The sequence below is a fragment of the Serratia sp. CY43202 genome, assembly GCF_052168755.1.
GTDB lineage: Bacteria > Pseudomonadota > Gammaproteobacteria > Enterobacterales > Enterobacteriaceae > Serratia > Serratia bockelmannii.
Map to the genome: position 1 here is coordinate 172191 of NZ_JBJNMB010000009.1, position 22142 is coordinate 194332.

Below are 22142 nucleotides of genomic sequence, written 5' to 3' on the forward strand. Positions count from 1 at the left end.
CTCAAGCAAAAACATTGCGTTGAGTGTAGACGCCGGCCACGAAGCGATCGGGAAAAGTATCAAAAACGCGATAGCGTTCGCTTTTTTAGAATGCTGACAGGCAAAAAGGGGGAAACGGCGAGGCGAAGAAGCATGATGCGCGGAGGACAGAAATGACAAGGGCGCAGCACGCTGCGCCCTTGATGGCAGAGGATCAGATCGCTTCTTCGTCCTGCTCGCCGGTACGGATGCGCACCACGCGCGCCACGTCGAAGACGAAGATTTTTCCGTCGCCGATCTTGCCGGTCTGCGCGGTCTGCATGATGGTTTCCACGCAGGTGTCAACGATGTCGTCGGCAACCACGATCTCGATCTTCACCTTAGGCAAAAAGTCGACCATGTACTCGGCACCGCGGTATAGCTCGGTGTGGCCCTTCTGGCGGCCGAAGCCTTTCACTTCGGTGACCGTCATGCCGGTGATGCCCACTTCGGCCAGCGCTTCGCGGACGTCATCCAGTTTGAACGGCTTGATAATCGCGTCGATCTTTTTCATCTTCTTTCCTTTTACCAATTTTTGCGGCCAAAACCGGATGTGATGGGGTAGCGGCGGTCTTTGCCGAAGTTACGGGCGGTGATGCGCGGCCCGACGGCGGCCTGACGCCGCTTGTATTCGTTGATGTCCACCAGGCGGATCACCTTGCGCACGATCGCTTCGTCGAACCCGTCGGCCACCAGATCGGCAACCGACTTGTCGCGCTCAACGTAGCCTTCCAGGATCGCATCCAGAATATCGTACGGCGGCAGGCTGTCCTGATCGACCTGATCCGGCGCCAGCTCGGCGGACGGCGGACGATCGATCACCCGCTGCGGGATCACGTAGGAGACGGTATTACGGTATTCGGACAGCTTGAACACCAGCGTTTTCGGCACGTCTTTCAGCACGTCGAAACCGCCGGCCATATCGCCGTACAGCGTGGCGTAACCCACCGCCATTTCGCTCTTGTTACCGGTGGTCAGCACGATGCTACGGCGTTTGTTGGACAGCGCCATCAGCACCACCCCGCGGCAACGCGCCTGCAGGTTTTCTTCGGTGGTGTCACGCTCGGTGCCGGCGAACATCGGCGACAGCTGGCCCATAAAGGCGTCGAACATCGGTTCGATGGAGACGATATCGAACTCCACGCCGAGGATTTCCGCCTCTTCCTTGGCGTCGGCGATGCTGATATCCGCGGTATAGCGGAACGGCATCATCAGCGCCTGCACCTTGTCTTTACCCAACGCATCCACGGCGATCGCCAGCGTCAGCGCCGAGTCGATGCCGCCGGACAGCCCCAGCACCGCGCCTTTAAAGCCGTTTTTGGTCACGTAGTCGCGCACCGCCAGCACCAGCGCCTGATACACCTGCGCCAGCTGCGGCAGTTCAGCGGCCGGATCGGCCATCGGCACCACGGCCAGCTCGTTGAATTCCAGACGAGTCACCTGCTCGTCGAAAGCCGCCAGACGGTGGGTCATGGTGCCGGCGGCGTCGAATACCTTGGAGCAGCCGTCGAAGATCAGCTCATCCTGGCCGCCGACCTGGTTGAGGTACACCAGCGGCAGCTGGGTGCGCTGGCAGTGGCCGGCCATCAGCGTTTTACGGATATATGGTTTTTCGCGGTTATACGGCGAGGCATTGATCGACAGGATAATCTCCGCGCCGGCCGCCTTGGCGGCGTCGATCGGCTCAGGGAACCACAGATCTTCGCAAATCAGCAGCCCCAGACGGTAGCCTTTCAACTCCACCACGCAGGTGTCGTTGCCGGCGTGGAAATAGCGCTTCTCATCAAACACGCCGTAGTTCGGCAGCTGCTGCTTGAAGTAGCGGGTCAGCAGGCGGCCTTCGGCAAACAGCGACAGCGCGTTATACAGCTTGTCGCCTTCGCGCCACGGGTGGCCGACCAGGATCGCCGTCTCGGCGGAGGCCTGCTGCAGGCGCAGCAGCTGCGCGTCGCAGCGCTGGTAGAAATCATTGCGATACAGCAGGTCTTCCGGCGGGTAGCCGGACAGCGCCAGTTCGCTGAACATGACCAGATCGGCTCCCGCCTTCTGCTGCTCCTGCACGATTTGCAACATGCGTTCGGTGTTGCCTTCAATGTCGCCGACCAGCAGGTTCAGCTGGGCCAGGGCGATGGAAAGTGATCTGCTCATTTGTGTACGATCCCGCTTAATACGTTCCATGGTGCTCTACGCCGGGGCGCGCCGCGGCAAAGAGAACGGAGTGTAAATCATTCCGCCGGATTTGTTGAGAACCTGCGTGGCAGGCACCGGCGGGAATCTGTCATTCTTTGAAATCGTTGGCGTCCAGCTCATGGCGCGACAGCAATTTGTAAAACTCGGTGCGGTTGCGGCCCGCCATGCGTGCGGCCTGGGTCACGTTGCCCTTGGTGATCTGCAGCAGCTTGCGCAGGTAGTGCAACTCAAACTGGTTGCGCGCTTCGGCAAAGGTCGGCAGCGCGGTGTTTTCCCCTTCCAGCGCTTGCTCCACCAGGGCTTCGCTGATCACCGGCGCCGAGGTCAGCGCCACGCACTGCTCGATGACGTTGACCAGCTGACGCACGTTGCCCGGCCAGCTGGCGGTCATCAGCCGCTTCATGGCGTCGGTCGAGAAGCTGCGCACGAACGGCTTGTGCCGCTGAGCCGCTTCGCGCAACAGGTGGTTGGCCAGCAGCGGAATGTCTTCGGCGCGCTCGTTGAGCGCCGGGATCTTCAGGTTCACCACGTTGAGGCGGTAGTAGAGATCCTCGCGGAACTCGTTCTTCGCCATCGCCTTTTGCAGATCGCGGTGGGTGGCGGAGATGATGCGCACGTCGATGTCCAGATCGCGGTTGCTGCCCAGCGGCCGCACCTTGCGCTCCTGCAGCACACGCAGCAACTTCACCTGCAGCGACAGCGGCATATCGCCGATTTCGTCGAGGAACAGCGTGCCGCCCGCCGCCGCCTGGAACAGCCCCTCGCGGCTGCTGACCGCGCCGGTAAAGGCGCCCTTGGCGTGGCCGAACAGTTCGGACTCCAGCAGCTGCTCCGGCAGCGCGCCGCAGTTGATGGCGATGAACGCCTTGCCGGCGCGCGGGCTGGCGGCGTGGATCGCCTGCGCCACCACCTCTTTGCCGGTGCCGCTCTGGCCGTTGATCAACACGCTGACGTCGGACTGCGCCACCATTTTCACCTGCTCCAGCAGGCGCAGCATCAGCGGGCTGCGGGTGACGATGTCTTCCCGCCAGGCCTCGTCGCCGGCCGGGGTGGCCGACAGCGCGAGCGCCTCGTCGATGGCCTTGTACAGCGCATCGCGATCCACCGGTTTGGTGAGGAAGCTGAACACCCCTTGCTGGGTGGCGGCCACCGCATCGGGAATCGAACCGTGCGCGGTGAGAATGATCACCGGCATGCCCGGCTGATGTTTTTGGATCTCGGCGAACAGCGCCATGCCGTCCATCTCGTCCATACGCAGATCGCTGATCACCAGATCGATCTGTTCGCGCGCCAGCAGGCGCAGCGCTTCCTGGCCGCTTTCGGCGGTGGTGACGTGAAAACCTTCGCTGGTCAGACGCATGCCCAGCAGCTTCAGCAGGCTGGGATCGTCGTCAACCAATAACAGGTTGGCCGGTTTGCGTGCGGTCATTGCGCGTGGGACTCCTTATTGGCAGGGGGCGGCGTATAGGTGTCTTCCGGTTCAACCGGCAGCGCGGTGCCCTTTTCCGGCTCGTCCTGCGGCTCAGCCCCTTTGGCGCCCGCGCCGTTTTTACCGGCGGCTTCGCCCTTTTGCGAGCCCGCGCCGTTGTCCGGGATTTCCCCTTGCAGCTGCTTGCGCGAAGAGAGCTGGCGCTCGATGTCGGTCAGGTTTTCCAGCTTGCGCGAGGTGTCCTGCAGCTGCGATTGCAAACGCGCCTGGCTCTGGCGCAGCGAATCGATCTGGCTGTCGCTGCTCTCCTGCAGATGCTGATAACGCGCTTTCTCATCGAACAGCGTGATCTGCAGCATCTGCTGCTGGCGCCACAGCTGCGTCAGTGCACGCAGCGAGCCGGGGAACTCCATCCGGTAGCTGTTGATCCTGTCGATCATCTGGCGGCGTTCGCCGGAGGTCGGCTGTGCGCTACCCAGCAGGATGCTCTGTTTGAAAACGCCGGACCAGCTGTCACCAGGCACCGTTTTCGCCAGCGCGCGCGCCTGGGTCGAGCCGATGCGATCGGCGCAGTCCATCGCGCGCAGCCAGTAGAGCGCATTATCCAGCGCATCCTTGTCGTCCAACTGCCACAGGGTATCGCAAGCCGCGGTGCGGTAATCGATCACCTTGGTATCCGGGATCGCCTCTTGCTGCTGAGCGTTCAGGCCGCCGCTGACGGCGCGATCGACGCAGCCCGCCAGCAACAGCGGCATAAAGAAGACGGCACCCAACCAGCTGATCGGGCGTTTGCCGAGCGGCGCTCTGTGCGTGGCACGCGGTGAACGTTCGGTCTGTGAAAGACGAAGGCGCTTAGACCATGTGTACATTATTTATTCATTCTCGGCGGTTAACGGCAGTTCAATGCGGAAGCAGACGTCTGCACCGGCGACCGTCGCCAGTTGCAGCTCACCGCGCATGCGACGGATACAGTCCTGAGCGATGCTCAACCCCAGTCCGCTTCCTTTTACCGCCCCTTTTCGCTGGTGACTACCCTGGAAAAAAGGCTCGAAAATCATGGCTCTCTCAGCCTCGGGGATCGGCGTGCCGGTATTGGCGACGTCGATTTGCACCCGTTGTCCAACCTGACGGCTGCGGATCCAAATGTTACCGGATTCCTTGCCGTAGTGCACCGCATTGGAGTAGAGATTATCCAGCACGCGCATTAATAGCGTAGGCTCTGCCCAGCAGATTTCCGCCTCCAGCACGATTTCGGTGGAAATCATCTTCGCCCGCGCCGGCAAACTGTGCGCGGCGACCACCAAATCGACCATCTCGCGCAGCTCGACGTTCTCGTGTTCCGCCGGGCCATCGGCCAGTTTGCGGTTGTAATCCAGCAGCTGTTCAATCAGCTGCTGCAGGTGGCGACTGCTGTTGTCGAGGATCGTCACCACCTCTTTCTGATCGGAAGTCAGCGGCCCCGCCACCTCGTCGGCCAGCAGCTCGGTGCCTTCGCGCATGCTGGCCAGCGGCGTTTTCAACTCGTGCGAGATATGGCGCAAGAATTCGTGGCGCTGCGATTCCAGCCACGCCAGCCGCTCGCTCAGCCAGATGATGCGCTGCGCCAGCGAACGCAGCTCGCGCGGCCCTTTGAACGATGCAGTGCTGCCCAACGCGCGCCCTTCCCCCAGGCGGTTGATCATCCGTTCCACGGCCTTGACCGGCCCGATGATCATGCGGGTAAACAGCACCACCAGCAGCACGCTGACCAGGAACAGCAGCAGCGCCTGCCAGCCGAAGAACTGGCCACGCTCGGCGATGGCCTGCTGCAGCTGCTGGCCGCGCGAGAACACCACCGCGCGCGTGGCCTGCACCATTTCGGCGTTGGAACGGGAGAACGATTCGAGCAAGGCCGAAGCCTCTTGGTCCGGCCCGCTGTTATGGCATTTGATCGCCGCCAGCTGGGTCAGCAACTGACGCAGCGTTTGGTAGTAGCGCTCGTCCGGCAGAATCGGCGCGTGGGCGTCCAGCATCTGCGAATATTGCTTGCGCTGGTTCTGGTACAGCTTCTGCAGCGTAGGATCGACCAGCACGCAGTACTGACGATAGCTGCGCTCCATCTCCAGCGCCACGCTGGTCATCGCCTCACTGCGCCGCGCGTCCACCAGCGTGGTGCGGTTGATGTCCGCCGCCTGCGCGCTGAGGTGATCCAGGCTCTGGTAGGCTTGATAGGCCAGCACCAACAGCGGCAGCAGCACCAACAGAAAGGCCAGCAGCACCAATTGCCGCAGCGAACGGGGAAATAAACGCCATTTTTTCAACGAAATCATCTCATTCTCTCAGCTCTGTCACGATGCTAACTGACTCGCCGGAAAGAAAAAAGCCCGGCAAGGGAGAATCCTGAACGCACAAGGAAAAAGCCGCGGGATTGGTGAACCGCGCCCATAGGCCTGGCCTGCCGACGGCATGCGGCCCCGGTAATATCAACCGGTGCGAAAACGAGAGTGTGGGGAGAGCGTCTGCGTTCGAGGGCATAGGCAACGAAACAGGGATAAGCGCAGCGTTGAGAATTGACATCGGGGCAAGAAACTTGCCCCAACGCAAGGAAGGTGTGGATGCCCTTGAACCTCGTCCCCAGGGTGATGTAGCGCAGCGGCTGGCATCGAACAGGACGAATAGCATCCGTAAGTATCCAGGATTGATGAACCCTTCATCACAGTTGGATACAGGCGGTGCCTCACTCCACGTGTCGCCCGATGCTTGATAAAGCCGCTTGCACGGTCTGTTATCGGTTTAGTTGGACGATAGGCACCATTTCTTTGGCATCATTCGGAGGCTTATGAGGCGATTTGCCGTCTAATGACGGCGCCGTCATAAAAAGTTGAATGAGCAACTGACGAGAATAATGCACGTTGCGTGCCAACTTTGCAATTAAAATTATAATCACATGATTTTATTAAAAAATAAAATTATATCAGCAAATTTCTTTGCGCATCACGCCCGATGAGTGATGAAAAAAACGCCGCGCTGTCGCCAAATGCAGACAACTAAAGCCAAACCCGCTTACCATCAATAAAATCAAACAGTTAAATGTCTCCATTTAGCGACAGGAAAAATGGCGCCTGTCGCAAAATGCAGACACTGCCGCCAGTCGGCGAACGCCGGCCATAAAAAAGGGCGCAATTGCTTGCGCCCTCTGTACGGTGGTACCGTTTTTAGCCCAGCTGCTTACGGGCGTTGCGGAACATGCGCATCCACGGGCTGTCCTCGCCCCACTCTTCCGGGTGCCAGGAGTTGCTGACCGTGCGGAACACGCGTTCCGGGTGCGGCATCATCACCGTGGCACGTCCGTTGGCGCTGGTTACGGCGGTAATGCCGTTCGGCGAACCGTTCGGGTTAGCCGGGTAAGCTTCCGTCACCTGACCGGCGTTGTTGACGAAACGCAGCGCCACCAGACCATGGCTTTCCAGCGCCGCCAGATGCGCCGCATCGCGCACTTCGACGTGCCCTTCACCGTGGGAAACGGCGATCGGCATGCGCGAACCGGTCATACCTTGCATGAACAGCGACGGGCTGGCCGCCACTTCCACCAGGCTGAAGCGCGCCTCGAAGCGATCCGACAGGTTGCGCACGAAGCGCGGCCAGTGTTCGGCGCCCGGGATCAGCTCGCGCAGGTTGGACATCATCTGGCAGCCGTTGCATACGCCCAGCGCCAGCGTCTGCGGACGGTGGAAGAACGCCTCAAACTCGTCACGCACCCGCTCGTTGAACAGGATAGACTTCGCCCAGCCTTCGCCGGCGCCCAGTACGTCGCCGTAAGAGAAGCCGCCGCAGGCCACCAGCGTGTGGAAGTCCTGCAGATCGCGGCGCCCGGCCAGCAGATCGCTCATGTGCACGTCCACCGCGTCAAAGCCGGCGCGGTGGAACGCCGCCGCCATTTCAACGTGGGAGTTCACCCCCTGCTCGCGCAGCACCGCTACTTTCGGGCGAGCGCCCTTGGCGATGTACGGCGCGGCGATGTCTTCCTCGGGGGCGAAGGTCAGTTTCACGTTCAGGCCAGGATCTTGTTCATCCTGCTTGGCCTGATGTTCCTGATCGGCGCACGCTGGGTTATCGCGCAGGCGCTGCATCTGCCAGGTGGTTTCCGCCCACCAGGTGCGCAGCGTATTGCGGCTTTCGCTGTACAGCGCCTTGCCGTGCTGGGTGATGACGAAACGATCGCCGGCCTGCACGCTGCCGATGTGATGCACGTTGTCGGTCAGACCGTGCTGCGCGAACGCCCGCTTCACGTCGTCGAGGCGTTCGGCGCTCACCTGGATCACCGCGCCCAGCTCTTCGTTGAACAGTACCGCCAGCGCATCGTCGCCGAGGCCATCGAGGTTAACCTCTACGCCGCAGTGACCGGCGAAGGCCATCTCCGCCAGCGTCACCAGCAGGCCGCCGTCGGCGCGATCGTGGTAAGCCAGCAGCGCGCGATCGGCCACCAGCTGCTGCATGGCGTTGAAGAAGCCCGCCAGCTGCGCAACGTTGCGCACGTCGGCAGGTTTGTCGCCCAGTTGGCGGTAAACCTGCGCCAGCGCGGTGGCGCCCAGCGCGTTATGGCCGTTGCCCAGGTCGATCAACAGCAGCGCGCTGTCGCCCTTATCGGTGCGCAATTGTGGCGTCACGGTGTGGCGCACGTCTTCCACGCGGGCGAAGGCGGTGATGACCAGCGACAGCGGCGAGGTCATTTCACGCTGTTCATTGCCTTCCTGCCAGCGGGTTTTCATCGACATGGAGTCTTTGCCCACCGGAATGGTGATGCCCAGCGCCGGGCACAGCTCTTCGCCCACCGCTTTCACCGCTTCGTACAGGCCGGCGTCTTCGCCCGGGTGGCCGGCGGCGGCCATCCAGTTGGCGGACAGCTTCACGCGCTTCAGGCTGCCGATTTCCGTGGCGGCCAGGTTGGTCAGCGCTTCCCCAACCGCCAGGCGGCCGGAGGCGGCGAAGTCCAGCAGCGCCACCGGCGCACGTTCGCCGAGCGACATCGCTTCGCCGTAGTAGCTGTCCAGGCTGGCGGTGGTCACCGCGCAGTCGGCTACCGGGATCTGCCACGGGCCGACCATCTGGTCACGCGCCACCATGCCGGTAACGGTGCGATCGCCGATGGTGATCAGGAAGGTTTTCTCCGCAACGGCCGGCAAATGCAGCACGCGTTTCACCGCGTCGGCCAGCGTGATGTTCTCACGCTGCACCGCCTCGCCATGCGCCTGCAGGCGGGTAACGTCGCGGGTCATTTTCGGCGTCTTGCCGAGCAGCACGTCCAGCGGCATGTCGATCGGCTGGTTGTCGAAGTGGCGGTCGTTCAGCGTCAGGTGCTGTTCTTCGGTCGCTTCGCCGATCACCGCATAAGGTGCGCGCTCGCGGCGGCAAATCTCGTCGAACTGCGCCATCTGCGCCGGGGCAATCGCCATCACGTAACGTTCCTGCGATTCGTTGCACCACACTTCCAGCGGGCTCATGCCCGGCTCGTCGTTGAGGATATCGCGCAGCTCGAAGCGGCCGCCGCGGCCGCCGTCGCTCACCAGCTCCGGCATGGCGTTGGACAGGCCGCCAGCGCCGACGTCATGGATAAACAGGATCGGGTTCTGGTCACCCAGCTGCCAGCAGCGGTCGATCACTTCCTGACAGCGGCGCTCCATTTCCGGGTTGTCGCGCTGCACCGAAGCGAAGTCCAGATCGGCATCGGACTGGCCTGACGCCATCGACGAGGCCGCGCCGCCGCCCAGGCCGATATTCATCGCCGGGCCGCCCAGCACCACCAGCTTGGCGCCGACGGTGATTTCCCCTTTCTGCACGTGATCGGCACGGATGTTGCCGATGCCGCCCGCCAGCATGATCGGTTTGTGGTAGCCGCGCAGCTCAACGCCGTTGTGGCTGTTGACGCGCTCTTCATAGGTACGGAAGTAGCCCAGCAGCGCCGGACGACCGAATTCATTGTTGAACGCCGCGCCGCCCAGCGGGCCTTCGGTCATGATATCCAGCGCGGTGACGATGCGTTCCGGCTTGCCGAAATCCTGCTCCCACGGCTGTTCAAAGCCGGGAATGCGCAGGTTGGACACCGAGAAGCCCACCAGGCCGGCCTTCGGCTTGGCGCCGCGGCCGGTGGCGCCCTCGTCGCGGATCTCGCCGCCGGAGCCGGTCGCGGCGCCCGGCCACGGTGAGATCGCCGTCGGGTGGTTGTGGGTTTCTACCTTCATCAGGATGTGCGCGTCTTCCTGATGGTAATCGTACGTGCCGTTCTCCGGCGCGGCGAAGAAGCGACCGACCTGCGAGCCTTCCATCACGGCGGCGTTGTCTTTATACGCCGACAGCACATAGTCCGGCGTCTGCTCATAGGTGTTCTTGATCATCTTGAACAACGATTTAGGCTGCTGTTCGCCGTCGATGATCCAGTCGGCGTTGAAAATCTTGTGGCGGCAGTGCTCGGAGTTGGCCTGCGCGAACATATAGAGTTCGATATCCGTCGGGTTGCGCCCCAAACCGGTAAAGGCATTCAGCAGGTAGTCGATCTCGTCCTGCGCCAGCGCCAGGCCGAGCCGGACGTTGGCCTGCTCCAGCGCGGTGCGCCCTGCGCCCAGCACGTCGACCGACTGATACGGCGCCGGCTGATGGTGCGCGAACAGCTGTTCGGCCTGTTGCAGCTCGCTGAAGACGGTTTCCATCATGCGATCGTGCAGCAGCGCGGCGAGCTGGCGCCACTGGGTTTCCGTCAGCTCGGGCGCCTTGACGTAGAACGCCAGGCCGCGCTCCAACCGCAGCACCTGTTGCAAACCGCAGTTGTGGGCAATATCGGTGGCTTTGGAAGACCAGGGAGAAATGGTGCCCGGACGCGGCGTAACCAGCAGCAACCGGCCTTCGGGAGCGTGTTCGGCGAGAGAAGGACCGTACTTGAGCAGACGCTGAAGCTTGGCGTGTTCTTCGGCACTTAGCGGTGCACTAACATCGGCAAAGTGGACGTACTCGGCGTAGATATCACTGACGGGCAGGTGAGCGTCCTGGCAGCGGGACAGCAGTTTGGTAATGCGAAAAGCCGATAAAGCGGGCGAACCACGCAGAATTTCCATAATCAAAGTTCTCTCGTCTTCGAAGCGACGGATAAGACGCTTCATTGGGCGCAACAGGGGAAAACGCGCGTCATTATAGAGAATCCTCGCCGCCGACGAAACCGTTTGCGTAGGGATTATTGATAAAAGCGTGCCGCACCGACGAATTGTCATAACGTGTCAATAAAGTTGCACACTGGCGTTTTGTTGCGCAAAATGCCCCCCGCACTGGTGATTTAACCATGAGAAAAGTCGCGGTTGTCGTCGCCGGTGTACCTGTGCCACCACTGGATAACTATTTGAAACGTCTTAAAATAAACTACATCCTCATCGGCGTTGTCACCCTGCTTCTGGCTCTCGCGCTGTGGCCCAATATTACCTGGCGCAGCGGCCAGGGCGGGCAACTCCAGGAGATCATCTCCCGCGGCGAGTTGCGTATCAGCACGCTGAATTCACCGCTGACCTATTTCAACACCAAGCAAGGGCCGGGTGGGCTCGACTACGAACTGGCCAAGCGCTTCGCCAACTACCTCGGGGTGAAGCTGGTGGTGATCCCCCATCAGAACATCAATGACCTGTTCGACGATCTGGACGACGACGACGCCGACCTGCTGGCGGCGGGCCTTATCTACAACCAGGAACGCCTCAGCCGCGCACGCACTGGCCCGGCCTACTACTCTGTTTCCCAACAGCTGGTGTACCGACTGGGCACCCCGCGGCCGAAAAGCTTCGCCGACATCAAAGGCAAGCTGGCGGTCGCCTCCGGTTCCGCGCACGTCAGCACGCTAAAACAGCTCAAGCAGGATAAATACCCGGATCTCACCTGGGAGTCCTCCAGCGATCTCACCTCCAAAGAGCTGCTGGAGCGGGTTGCCGACGGCAAGCTGGACTACACCCTCGGCGATTCGGTGACCATCGCGCTGCTGCAGCGCATCCATCCGCAGCTGGCGGTGGCGTTCGACGTCACCGACGAAGAGCCGGTCACCTGGTATCTCAAACGTGACGGCGACGACAGCCTGTACGCAGCGATGCTGGATTTCTACAGTCAAATGGTGGACGACGGCACCCTGGCGCGGCTGGAGGAGAAATACCTCGGCCACGTCGGCAGCTTCGACTATGTGGACACCAAAACCTTCCTGTCGGCCATCGACTCGGTGCTGCCCAACTTCCGCCCGCTGTTCGAGAAGCACGCCAACGAGATCGACTGGAAGCTGCTGGCGGCCATCGCCTATCAGGAATCGCACTGGAATCCGCAGGCCACCTCCCCCACCGGCGTGCGCGGCCTGATGATGCTGACCCGCGCTACCGCCGACGGCCTGGGGGTCAACGACCGCCTCGATCCGGAAGAGAGCATTCAGGGCGGCGCGCTCTACCTGCAGCGACTGATGGCCAAGGTGCCGGACAGCGTGCCGGAAGACGAGCGCATCTGGTTCTCGCTGGCGGCCTACAACATGGGCTGGGGCCATATGCTGGACGCACGCAAGCTGACCAAAACGCAAAAAGGCAATCCGGACAGCTGGGTCGACGTCAAACAGCGCCTGCCGATGCTCAGCCAAAAGCGCTACTACCCGCAGCTGACCTACGGCTATGCGCGCGGGCGTGAAGCCTACAACTATGTAGAGAACATCCGCCGCTACCAGGTCAGCCTGGTGGGTTATCTGCAGGAAAAAGAGAGAAAGGCGGCGCAAGCGGCCGCCGAGCAGGAAGCGTTGGGGAAAGGCTATCCGACGGTGATGCCGGAACTGGCGCTCAACTACTGATTATTCCGGCTTATCCGCCGCCCGCTGCGCCAGCCTGAGCGCTTTTTTTTGTTCGCGGCGCAGGCGGAAGAAATTGCTCAGGGTGGCGGCGCATTCGTCCGCCAACACGCCCGAGACGATCTCCACCTGATGGTTCATACCCGGATGGCGCAAAATGTCCACCAGCGAACCGGCCGCACCGGTTTTCTCGTCGGCGGCGCCATACACCAACCTACGGATACGGCTGTGCACCATCGCACCGGCGCACATCACGCAGGGCTCCAGCGTGACGTACAGCGTGGCGTTCAGCAGGCGGTAATTTTGCAGCACCGCGCCGCCCTGGCGCAGCGCCATGATCTCGGCGTGTGCGGTAGGATCGTGTCGGCCGATCGGGCGGTTCCAGCCCTCGCCGATGACCTGATTGTCCAGCACCAGCAGCGCACCCACCGGCACCTCGCCCTCTTCCTGCGCGCGCAGGGCCAGCTGCAATGCCTGACGCATCCAGTACTCATCATTATATTCAGTCATCGCATAATTCCTCGTGCGCTTTTGCGGCGGGCATTATACACACTAGCCTCCCTTTGTCGTAGCCGCCCGCCAATGGCTATACTGGCCAAATCAGCGTGTGATTCAGGGACAAGAAACATGAAACTCAGTAAAAAGAACGCCACCGTGGTGCGCAAGGCGCTGGACGGCTGGGTTGGGGAAGGCGCCTTGACGCCCGAACAACGGCAGCAACTGCTGCAGCATGTGGACGTGCAGCCTTTCGACTGGCGGCGGCTGGCGCGCTATGCGTTTCTCGCCGCGCTGGCCTCGTTGCTGATCGCCGTCACCAGCCTGTTCGCCGACAGCGCACTGCTTGAATGGCTGAGCGAACTGTTCCGCTTCGACGCGCCAGTGCGCATGGCGATCGCCGGCGTACTGGCGGCGCTGGCCTACGTCTGGGCGCTGCGCCGCCGCCAACAGCACCCGGAAAAACGCTACGGCAATGAGGCGGCGCTGTTTGTCGCCGTGTTGCTCACCGCCTGCGCCTTATGGCAGTTGGGGGTCTGGCTGGATAACGGCAGCGGCCGGGTTTCCGTACTGCTGCTGGTCGCCGCGCTGCTGTACGGCGCGATCGGCTGGTTCAGCCGCTCCGGGCTGGTGTGGTGGTTCGCCCTGCTGTCGCTCGGCAATGCCTTCGGCGCCGAAACCGGCTACCTGTCCGGCTGGGGCGCCTACTGGCTCGGCATGAGCTACCCGATTCGCTTTATCGCCTTCGGCGCGGTGCTGATCGCCGCCGCATTGCTGCTGCGGCCGCTGTTGGCGCAGCGCGGCCTGCAGCGGGTGTCGCTGGCGATGGGCCTGCTGTACCTGTTCATCGCGCTGTGGCTGCTATCCATCTTTGGCAACTACGGCGATCTCGACAGCTGGTACCGCGCGCGCCAGATTGAGCTGTTGCACTGGAGCCTGCTGTTCGGGCTGGCCGCCCTCGCCGCCATCTGGCTGGGGTTGAAGCATGACGACGCCATGCTGCGCGGTTTCGGGCTGACATTCCTCGGCATCAACCTCTATACCCGCCTGTTCGAGTTTTTCTGGGACAGCATGCCGAAGGCGATTTTCTTCGCGCTGCTCGGTCTGAGTCTGTGGGCGTTGGGGCATTATGCGGAGAAGATTTGGCAACTGGGGCGCAAACCGCACGACGTAACCGACGACTGATCGCGGTAGCGATAACAGCAAAGGGCGGAATTCTCCGCCCTTTGTTTATTCCAGCTGCTGCAGCTCGCCCTGCTTGCTTACCCGCCAGCGGTGTTCGCAAAAAAACAGCAGCGGGTTATCCTGCTTGCTGTCGCTGTAACCGCTGTACAGCTTCAGCGGCGCACCGAGCCGTTGCTCCAGCTGCACCACTTTTTGTACGCCCAGACAGCGCAAGGTCAGCACCCAGCCGCCATAGCGGCGCGCGATGCGGCTGCCGACCAATCGCACCCGCGGCAGAAACGCCGAATCCCGATAGACCTGCGCCACCAGTTGCTCCGGCGAGCCGGTAATCAGCCACACCTCGGCATCGTGCTCATCCAAATACTGCCGCAAGCGCATTTGCACCACCGGAAACGCGGTCACCTTCTGGCGGAAAACCTCGATAAACTGCCGCTCCAACGCCTTCAGCGTCGCTTCGGAGCGCCCGAAGGTGATCGCCCACAGCAACAGGCTCATCGGCCAGCGCGCGGCGCGCCCCAGCAGCAACAGCGCCAGGCCAATCAATGGCAACAGCGGTATCACCAGCAGCAGATTCAGCGGTAAACGGCGCAGCAGGAAGCGCAAGAAACTGCCGAACATATCCTCCTGATGCAGAGTGCCGTCCAGATCGAAAAAGACCACGCGGCGCCCTTCTGCGGCCGTTGGTTGCTGCTTGTCGCTCAAACGCTACTCCTCGGGATCGTTGAACCCCATCATCCAGGTGAAGAGAAAACCGGCGATAATCGTAATCAGCATCCCCGCCAGATACAACATCACCTTACCTGAGACGATGGTCAACGCCAAAGGCAGCCCCGAAATGCCGAAGGTGATGACCGTCGCCACCTTCCAGTAGCTGATCAGCGCGCCGCCGACCGCACCGCCGAGGCAGGCGCCGATAAACGGCCGCCCCAGCGGCAGCGTCACCCCGAAGATCAGCGGCTCGCCGATGCCGAGAATGCCGACCGGCAACGCCCCTTTGATCACCTTCTTCAGCCGCGCATTGCGGGTTTTCAACAGCACCGCCAGCGCCGCCCCCACCTGACCGACGCCGGCCATCGCCAGGATCGGCAGCAGCGGGTTGGAACCGTGCGCCTGCACCAGCTCGACGTGGATCGGCACCAGCCCCTGATGCAGGCCGGAGAGCACCAGCGGCAGGAACAGCCCCGAGAGCAGCGCCCCGACAAGCAGCCCGCCCTTGTCGATCGCCAGATTGGCGCCGTGGGCGATGGCATCGGAAATAACCCCCCCGACCGGCTGCAGGATCAGGATCGCCAACGAGGCGGTGACCAGCGTGGTCAGCAGTGGGTTAAGGATCAGTTCGACCGACTCCGGCAACAGCGTACGCAGGCGTTTCTCCACCCAGCACATCAACGCCACCACCAGCAGCACGGCGATCACCCCGCCGCGCCCCGGCTGCAGCGCCTCGCCGAACAACGTGATCTGCGCCAGCGCAGGGCTGGAGAGAATGCCGGCCATCACGCCGCCCATCGCCTGTGAGCCGCCGAACACCCGCGCGGCGTTCACCCCAACCAGAATGTTCATGATGGCGAATACCGCGCTGCCGAATATCGCCAGCAGCCCCAGCACGTTCGGGTAGTCCACGGCCAACTGACCGGCGATGTCGGGCCGTTTCAGCAGGTTGATGATGCCGGTGATCAGCCCCGAGGCGATAAACGCCGGGATCAGCGGAATAAAAACGTCGGCCAGCTTTTTCAGCGCGCCACTCATCGGCGCAGCGTATTTTTGCTTAGCCTGCGCCTTGGTGCGGGCGGCGTCACCGACGGCGGCAGCGGGCTGTGCATTGCCGCTCAACAGCCCGCGCATGGCGTCCACCACCTTGGCGGCGGCGCCCGGGCCGACGATAAACTGATGCTGCTCACCCTGTTTGATATAGCCCTTCACGCCGGGCAACTGCTTGAGGGCGGCCAGATCCAGACGCTGCTCGTCGCTGACCTCGATGCGCACCCGCGTCATGCAGTTCTCCAGTTTGAGGATATTGCCCTCGCCCCCCACGCCCGCCAAGATCTGTGTCGCCAATGCCGTTGTCTTGTCCATCGCCACCCCCACCGTCAATTAACGCACCAACGCCGCGCGCAGGTAGCCGTCGTGCCGCTGCAGCCGCTGCTGCGCCTCTTCGGCGCTGACGCCGGCCAAGATCATCAGGATCGCCGGTTTAACCTCAAAACCGGTCTGCGCCAGCGCCGCCTCCGCCTGAGCGCGTTCTGCACCGGTGGCCTCCACCACGATGCGGCAGGCGCGATCCACCAGTTTGACGTTGGTGGCCTTCACGTCCACCATCAGGTTCTGGTAAACCTTGCCCAGTTTGACCATCGCGCCGGTCGACAGCATGTTGAGCACCAGTTTCTGCGCGGTGCCGGATTTCAGGCGCGTCGAACCGGTCAGCGCCTCTGGCCCCACCACCGGCGAAATCGCCACCTGCGCTTCGTGCGCAATCGGCGAATCCGGGTTGCAGGAGATGGCCGCCGTCGGGCAGCCCAGCCCGCGCGCATAGCGCAGGGCGCCGATCACGTAGGGCGTGCGCCCGGAGGCCGCCAACCCCACCACCATATCGACGGCGGTGAGGTTCAGCGCCCGGAGATCGGCTTCGCCCAGGGCCTCGTCGTCTTCCGCCCCCTCCACCGCTTTGAGCAGCGCGCCCGGCCCGCCGGCGATCAGCCCCACCACCACGCCGTGCGGCACGCCGAAGGTCGGCGGGCACTCGGAGGCATCCAATACGCCCAGGCGGCCGCTGGTGCCGGCGCCCAAATAAATCAGCCGGCCGCCGGCCTTCAGCGCCGCCGCAGCCAAATCGACCGCCTGCGCAATCGCCGGCAGCACCTTTTCAATCGCCTCCGGCACCTTGCGGTCTTCCTGGTTAAAGCAGCGGACCATGTCCAACGTCGACATCTCATCCAGCCCCATGGTGGCCGGGTTGCGGGTTTCCGATACCAGTGCGCCTAAGTTCATCTGTTCACCTTTGAATTTTTAATTCACAAAATTAAATCAATATTTGAATATTTTATTCAACAAAGCGAGCGCTATTTGCTATTTTAACGGTGAGCTCACAAAAATTTTCACCGCGCGTTTTCGCCCTCTGCATGGCAAAATGGCCGCTGGTTTCCAGGGAAAGAACAATGAGTACCCTTCTGCGCATTCGCCAGATGTATCCGACACTGGCGCAAAACGACCGCAAGCTGGCGGACTTTCTGCTGAATAACGCCGAGCAGGCGCGCCATCTCAGCTCGCAAAAGCTGGCCCAGTTGGCCGGCATCAGCCAGTCGAGCGTGGTCAAGTTCGCCCAAAAACTGGGCTATAAAGGTTTCCCGGCGCTGAAGCTGGCGCTGAGCGAAACGCTGGCCCAGCCGCAGGCAGAACCGGTAGTGACCGTCCACAACCACATCCTCAGCAGCGACACGCTGAAAACCGTCGGTGAAAAGCTATTGGCGGAAAAGCAGGCGGCGCTGCGCGCGACGCTGGACATCAACAGCGAAGAGCGGCTGCATCAGGCGCTGGACATGCTGCGCCAGGCGCGCCGGGTGATGCTGATCGGCATCGGCGCCTCCGGGCTGGTGGCCAAGGATTTTTCCTTCAAGCTGCTGAAAATCGGCGTGATGGCGGTGGCCGAAGCGGACATGCACGTTCAGCTGGCAGCGGTGCAGGCGCTGGACAAGCGCGATCTGCTGCTGGCGATCTCCTTCAGCGGTGAACGGCGTGAAATCAATCTGGCAGCGGAAGAGGCGCGCCAGGCCGGCGCCAGGGTGTTGGCGTTGACCAGCTTCTCGCCCAATGGTCTGCAGCAGCGCGCGGACCACTGTCTCTATACCATCGCCGAAGAGCCCCATACCCGCAGCGCGGCCATCTCCTCCAGCACCGCCCAGTTCGCCCTCACCGACCTGCTGTTTATGGCATTGATCCAGCACGATCTCGATCATGCCCGCGATCGCATCAAGCACAGCGAACAGTTAATGAAAAAGTTGGTTTGACGCGTATAATGGCGGCCGATAAAACGCCGCCAGTTCAATTATTTCCCTTCTCTGCATTCGAAAAATAATGTGCGGGCGGTGACCTGCTCAATTATCGATCAATAATTGAGCGTGCATGGACAGCATTATTTAACGATACCATTATGAATACACACACTGTTATTTTAGATAAGTTGCGGCATTCCGTGACGCATCCGATTCTGCGTACCTTTTTGCTCTATGTCATTACTGCATTGATTCTAATCAAGGCGATGGGATACAGCGGTGGAAAAGGTATTGATATTCTTTTTATTGCGCTTACTTTGCTATTATTATCTATTCATTCACTTACCCGATACGGCCTGATTATTCCGTTTATTCTGCTGTGCGCGCTGTATGCGCCGGTCGGGGCCATTTACGGTACCCCTTCCGCTGCCGTGATGTCCGCCCTGTTACAAACCAACCTCATAGAAGCGAGGGAGTTTTTGCAGACCCTGCCGGCCAGTTGTTATCTGCTGCCCGCCGCCATTCTGGTTATGCTGGCCATTCTCGGCCTATTTATTTGGCGGCAAGCCATTTCAAAAAAAACTATACTTCCCTTGCTAGCCCTGCTGATGGTTATCATTATCGCCAGAGCCTTCAATGGCGGTGTGGCGAATCTTAAATTGCCTGACTTCTTTTTATCCCTCTACTCGGCTTACCAACAATACCAGCAGCAGGTTGATGAATTAAGTGCCGGTGCTACAACACCGGGTACCTGGTCAATAACCGCAGGCGCACCGACGAATGAAAACTATGTCATTATCGTCGGCGAAAGTATGCGCAAAGATCATATGTCATTATTTGGTTATCCGGTGTCCACTACGCCGTTTCTGGATAATGCCAATGGACGATTTTACAGCAATTATATTTCCACTGCGCCAAATACGTTCGAATCGCTTCCTCGCACGCTGGCTTTGAGCAACGGCCACAACATTGCCATCGGAGATAATATCATCACCCTGGCAAAAGCCGCCGGTCTCAAAACCCACTGGCTGTCCAATCAGGGCATGTTCGGACAATTCGATACGCCGGTATCAAAAATCGCCATGTTCAGCGATAGCCATTATTTCCTGAAGAAAGGCGACTTCCAATCGCGCAATACCGATGACGATGCGCTGCTGCCGATATTTGACCCATTATTGCGTCGCCAGGGACAAGGCAATCTGTATGTGCTGCATCTGATGGGCTCGCACGCCGACTTTTGCGAGCGGCTTAACGGCGAACCGCCGAGCGTCGAGTCGCCGAATAAGGAACTGGCCTGCTATCTCTCTACCTACCGCAAGACCGACCGTTTTATCGAGCAGGTTTATCACAGCCTGAAACAGAGTGGCACACCGTTTAAACTGTTCTATTTCTCCGATCACGGCCTTTCCCACAAGGATATCGGCGGTGGGCGTTCTTTACGCCACAGCGGCGATACCCGGCAGAATTACCAGGTGCCGTTGCTGGTGCTGAGCGATCGCGACCAACAGCACCAGATCATTGATGATCCCTTAAGCGCGTTCGATTTTATCGGGTTGTTTGCCCAAGAGGCGGGAATACGGATTGCCCATCCCGAAGTGATGCCTACGATACGTATCGCAGATGCAGATAAACGCTGGGTGTTTGACGGGCAGAGAATGGTTGATTTCGATCAGTTGGCTGACGATCCGCCTGAGTTACCCTAAGCGGTAAGATGACGAAAAAGTGCCCGTTGCGCGGCGATTCTATGATAGATTGCGCGCCAGCCCGAGCACACCGATGGAAAGATAACTGACAATGGCACTGCTGATTACCAAGAAATGCATCAACTGCGACATGTGCGAGCCGGAATGCCCGAACCAGGCAATTTCGATGGGCGATGAAATTTATCAGATAGATACCGACCGCTGCACCGAGTGCGTCGGCCATTACGATACGCCGACCTGTCAGCAGGTCTGCCCGATCGACAACACCATCATTACCGATCCGCAGCACCGCGAGAGCAACGAACAGCTGTGGGACAAGTTCGTGGTGTTGCACCACGCCGATCGCATTTAATCGCCGCAGGACTGACAAGGGCGCCATAGGCGCCCTTTCTCTTTTCAGCTTTCGACGATCACCGTCGCGCAGGCATAACGCCGTTCGTCGGCCAGCGAAACGTGGATCGCGGTGACCCCCATCTCCCCCGCCAGCTCGGCGGCGCGGCCGTGCAAACGAATATTCGGCTTGCCCAGCGCATCGTTGAACACTTCGAACTGATTGAACGCCAGGCCGTTGCGAATGCCGGTGCCGAACGCCTTGGCAGCGGCCTCTTTCACGGCGAAACGTTTGGCCAGAAAGCGAATCGGCTGCTGGTGCTGCTGATACAGCGCCCACTCGGCATCGCTCAGCACGCGGCGCGCCAGACGATCGCCGCTGCGCTCCACCACCGCTTCGATACGCGCCATCTCGACGATGTCGGTACCCAGCCCGAGCACCGCCATTACCGGCGCGCTTCCCGCATCAGCACTTTCATGTCGGCAACCGCGGCCGGCAGCCCGCTCATCACCGCCTGGCCGATAATCGCATGGCCGATGTTCAGCTCGTGCATTTCCGGCAGCGCGGCGATCGGCTGCACGTTGTGATAGGTCAGGCCGTGGCCGGCGTTGACCTTCAGCCCCTTCTCGGCCGCGTAGGCGGCGGCGACCGCGATGCGGCGCAGCTCGGCCTGTACCGCCAGCTCGCCCTGCGCTTCGGCGTAGGCACCGGTGTGGATTTCGATATACGGGGCGCCCACCGCCACCGCCGCGTCGATTTGGCGATGATCGGGATCGATGAACAGCGAGACCAAAATGCCCGCCTGCGCCAGGCGCTCAACCGCCACGCTCATTTTGTCCAGCTGGCCGGCGACGTCCAGGCCGCCTTCGGTGGTCACTTCTTCGCGTTTTTCCGGCACCAGGCAGCAGAAATGCGGCTTCAGCTCAATGGCGATATCCAGCATCTCGTCGGTCACCGCCATCTCCAGATTCATGCGCGTCTGGATGGTCTGGCGCAGCAAGCGCACGTCGCGGTCGGTGATGTGGCGGCGGTCTTCGCGCAGATGCACGGTAATGCCGTCGGCCCCCGCCTGTTCGGCAATGAATGCCGCCTGAACCGGATCCGGGTATTGGGTTCCGCGCGCGTTACGTAACGTGGCGATGTGATCGATATTGACGCCCAGCAGCAAATCAGCCATGACAACCTCTAAATACGATTTTCAGTGTCAGCAGTTTACACGCGGGCGCAGGGCGGCAAAAGGGGAAAAGGTCAGGCGTCGTCGACCGGCGTATTCGGCTGTTTGCGCACAAACTGACGGAACAGTTCGCGGCTCTTCAACGGCTTGCCGCCGAGGTAGGGTTTCAGCGCCATGCGGGTGAAACGCTTGGCGGCGCGCAGCGTCTCGGCATCGGGAAACTGACGCTCCGCCAACGCGCGCAGTTCGCGCCCGGTGAAGCTGTAGTGATCCACCACCAGGCTGGCGATAAAGCCCTTCTCTTCGCGGTAGCGGTAGGTCATGGCATCATCCACCGGCAGGCCGCTGCCGGCGCAGTGCAGGAAATCGAGGCCGTAACCCAGGTGGTGCAACAGGGCCAGCTCGAACTGACGCAGCGCCTGTTCCGGCGAACTGTCTTCCGCCGCCAGCGCCTGCAGGCATTGCAGGTAGTCGAAGAACAGCACCGAGTAGTTGGTTTCCTGCTCCAGCACGCGCGCCAGCAGCTCGTTCACATACAGGCCGCTGTAGAGCATCATGCCGCTGAGGGGTAAACCAAGGGAGACCGCTTCGGCGTTGCGCAGCGTTTTCACTTCGCCACGCCCGCCCCAGCGCACTAACAGGGGGGTAAAGGGCTGCAGGCAACCCTTCAGATTGGAGCGGCGGCTGCGCGCGCCTTTCGCCAGCAAGCGCACCCGCCCATGACCTTCGGTAAACAGATCCAGCATCAGACTGGTTTCACTGTACGGCCGCCCATGCAGGACGAAAGCGCGCTCCCAGCCGTCCACGGGT

18 protein-coding genes are annotated in these 22142 nt (G+C 61.2%); 5 read left to right on the plus strand and 13 right to left on the minus strand.

What is annotated here, in order from left to right; all coding sequences use genetic code 11:
- Positions 1-193 precede the first annotated feature (193 nt).
- From glnB to purL, 6 genes are all read right to left on the minus strand, one after another.
- Positions 194-532 (minus strand): nitrogen regulatory protein P-II, encoded by a 339-nt coding sequence (gene glnB / locus ACJ8J5_RS19405; protein ID WP_004847623.1) that lies wholly within the window; start codon positions 530-532, stop codon positions 194-196.
- 11 nt (positions 533-543) lie between these two features.
- Complete coding sequence (locus ACJ8J5_RS19410) at positions 544-2166, minus strand: NAD+ synthase (RefSeq protein ID WP_049204912.1); 1623 nt, start codon at positions 2164-2166, stop codon at positions 544-546.
- Positions 2167-2296: 130 nt separating this feature from the next.
- Positions 2297-3637 carry a two-component system response regulator GlrR gene (gene glrR / locus ACJ8J5_RS19415; protein WP_025303931.1) on the minus strand — a complete coding sequence of 447 codons (1341 nt, stop codon included), beginning with the start codon at positions 3635-3637 and terminating at the stop codon, positions 2297-2299.
- Positions 3634-4506 (minus strand): two-component system QseEF-associated lipoprotein QseG, encoded by an 873-nt coding sequence (gene qseG, locus ACJ8J5_RS19420; protein ID WP_197811325.1) that lies wholly within the window; start codon positions 4504-4506, stop codon positions 3634-3636. The genes glrR and qseG overlap by 4 nt, the downstream gene beginning before the upstream one ends.
- A gap of 3 nt (positions 4507-4509) precedes the next feature.
- Positions 4510-5946, minus strand: coding sequence for a sensor histidine kinase (locus ACJ8J5_RS19425; RefSeq protein ID WP_025303933.1), 1437 nt, complete (start codon positions 5944-5946; stop codon positions 4510-4512).
- Positions 5947-6831: 885 nt separating this feature from the next.
- Positions 6832-10725, minus strand: a complete 3894-nt coding sequence (gene purL / locus ACJ8J5_RS19430) for a phosphoribosylformylglycinamidine synthase (RefSeq protein WP_169541087.1) — start codon at positions 10723-10725, stop codon at positions 6832-6834.
- A gap of 275 nt (positions 10726-11000) precedes the next feature.
- Here purL and mltF point away from each other — a divergent pair, with 275 nt between their 5' ends.
- Positions 11001-12461, plus strand: coding sequence for a membrane-bound lytic murein transglycosylase MltF (mltF, locus tag ACJ8J5_RS19435; protein WP_025303935.1), 1461 nt, complete (start codon positions 11001-11003; stop codon positions 12459-12461).
- On the opposite strand, the gene tadA is transcribed toward mltF, so the two are convergent.
- Complete coding sequence (gene tadA / locus ACJ8J5_RS19440) at positions 12462-12968, minus strand: tRNA adenosine(34) deaminase TadA (protein WP_015378796.1); 507 nt, start codon at positions 12966-12968, stop codon at positions 12462-12464. It abuts the gene before it with no gap.
- 117 nt (positions 12969-13085) lie between these two features.
- Here tadA and ACJ8J5_RS19445 point away from each other — a divergent pair, with 117 nt between their 5' ends.
- Positions 13086-14138 carry a DUF2157 domain-containing protein gene (locus ACJ8J5_RS19445; protein WP_414104905.1) on the plus strand — a complete coding sequence of 351 codons (1053 nt, stop codon included), beginning with the start codon at positions 13086-13088 and terminating at the stop codon, positions 14136-14138.
- Positions 14139-14183: 45 nt separating this feature from the next.
- Here the strand turns inward: ACJ8J5_RS19445 and yfhb are convergent, their stop codons facing one another.
- From yfhb to murQ, 3 genes are read right to left on the minus strand one after another with little or no spacing between them, the layout of a single operon-like run.
- Positions 14184-14840 (minus strand): phosphatidylglycerophosphatase C, encoded by a 657-nt coding sequence (gene yfhb, locus ACJ8J5_RS19450; protein WP_197781154.1) that lies wholly within the window; start codon positions 14838-14840, stop codon positions 14184-14186.
- A gap of 3 nt (positions 14841-14843) precedes the next feature.
- Positions 14844-16211: a PTS transporter subunit EIIC gene (locus ACJ8J5_RS19455; RefSeq protein WP_164067822.1), complete on the minus strand. Its 1368-nt coding sequence runs from the start codon at positions 16209-16211 to the stop codon at positions 14844-14846.
- Positions 16212-16229: 18 nt separating this feature from the next.
- Positions 16230-17123 carry an N-acetylmuramic acid 6-phosphate etherase gene (gene murQ, locus ACJ8J5_RS19460; RefSeq protein ID WP_025303940.1) on the minus strand — a complete coding sequence of 298 codons (894 nt, stop codon included), beginning with the start codon at positions 17121-17123 and terminating at the stop codon, positions 16230-16232.
- Positions 17124-17290: 167 nt separating this feature from the next.
- Between murQ and ACJ8J5_RS19465 the strand changes: the two genes are divergently transcribed.
- From ACJ8J5_RS19465 to ACJ8J5_RS19475, 3 genes are all read left to right on the plus strand, one after another.
- Complete coding sequence (locus tag ACJ8J5_RS19465) at positions 17291-18139, plus strand: MurR/RpiR family transcriptional regulator (RefSeq protein ID WP_016929788.1); 849 nt, start codon at positions 17291-17293, stop codon at positions 18137-18139.
- A gap of 143 nt (positions 18140-18282) precedes the next feature.
- Positions 18283-19827 (plus strand): phosphoethanolamine transferase, encoded by a 1545-nt coding sequence (locus ACJ8J5_RS19470; protein ID WP_414104906.1) that lies wholly within the window; start codon positions 18283-18285, stop codon positions 19825-19827.
- Between the two features lie 91 nt (positions 19828-19918).
- A complete protein-coding gene (locus ACJ8J5_RS19475; protein WP_025303942.1) occupies positions 19919-20179 on the plus strand; it encodes a YfhL family 4Fe-4S dicluster ferredoxin in 261 nt (86 codons plus the stop codon).
- 44 nt (positions 20180-20223) lie between these two features.
- Here ACJ8J5_RS19475 and acpS read toward each other — a convergent pair whose 3' ends face one another.
- The 3 genes from acpS to recO all read right to left on the minus strand — a co-directional run bounded on the left by acpS (position 20224) and on the right by recO (position 22138).
- On the minus strand, positions 20224-20604 hold the full coding sequence (gene acpS, locus ACJ8J5_RS19480) for a holo-ACP synthase (RefSeq protein WP_004929169.1): 381 nt from the start codon (positions 20602-20604) through the stop codon (positions 20224-20226).
- Positions 20604-21335 carry a pyridoxine 5'-phosphate synthase gene (gene pdxJ, locus ACJ8J5_RS19485; protein ID WP_025303943.1) on the minus strand — a complete coding sequence of 244 codons (732 nt, stop codon included), beginning with the start codon at positions 21333-21335 and terminating at the stop codon, positions 20604-20606. Before pdxJ ends, acpS begins: the two co-directional genes overlap by 1 nt.
- A gap of 71 nt (positions 21336-21406) precedes the next feature.
- The gene (recO, locus tag ACJ8J5_RS19490) at positions 21407-22138 is read right to left on the minus strand and encodes a DNA repair protein RecO (RefSeq protein WP_004929165.1); all 732 of its coding nucleotides are present in this window, start codon (positions 22136-22138) and stop codon (positions 21407-21409) included.
- Between the last annotated feature and the right edge of the window lie 4 nt (positions 22139-22142).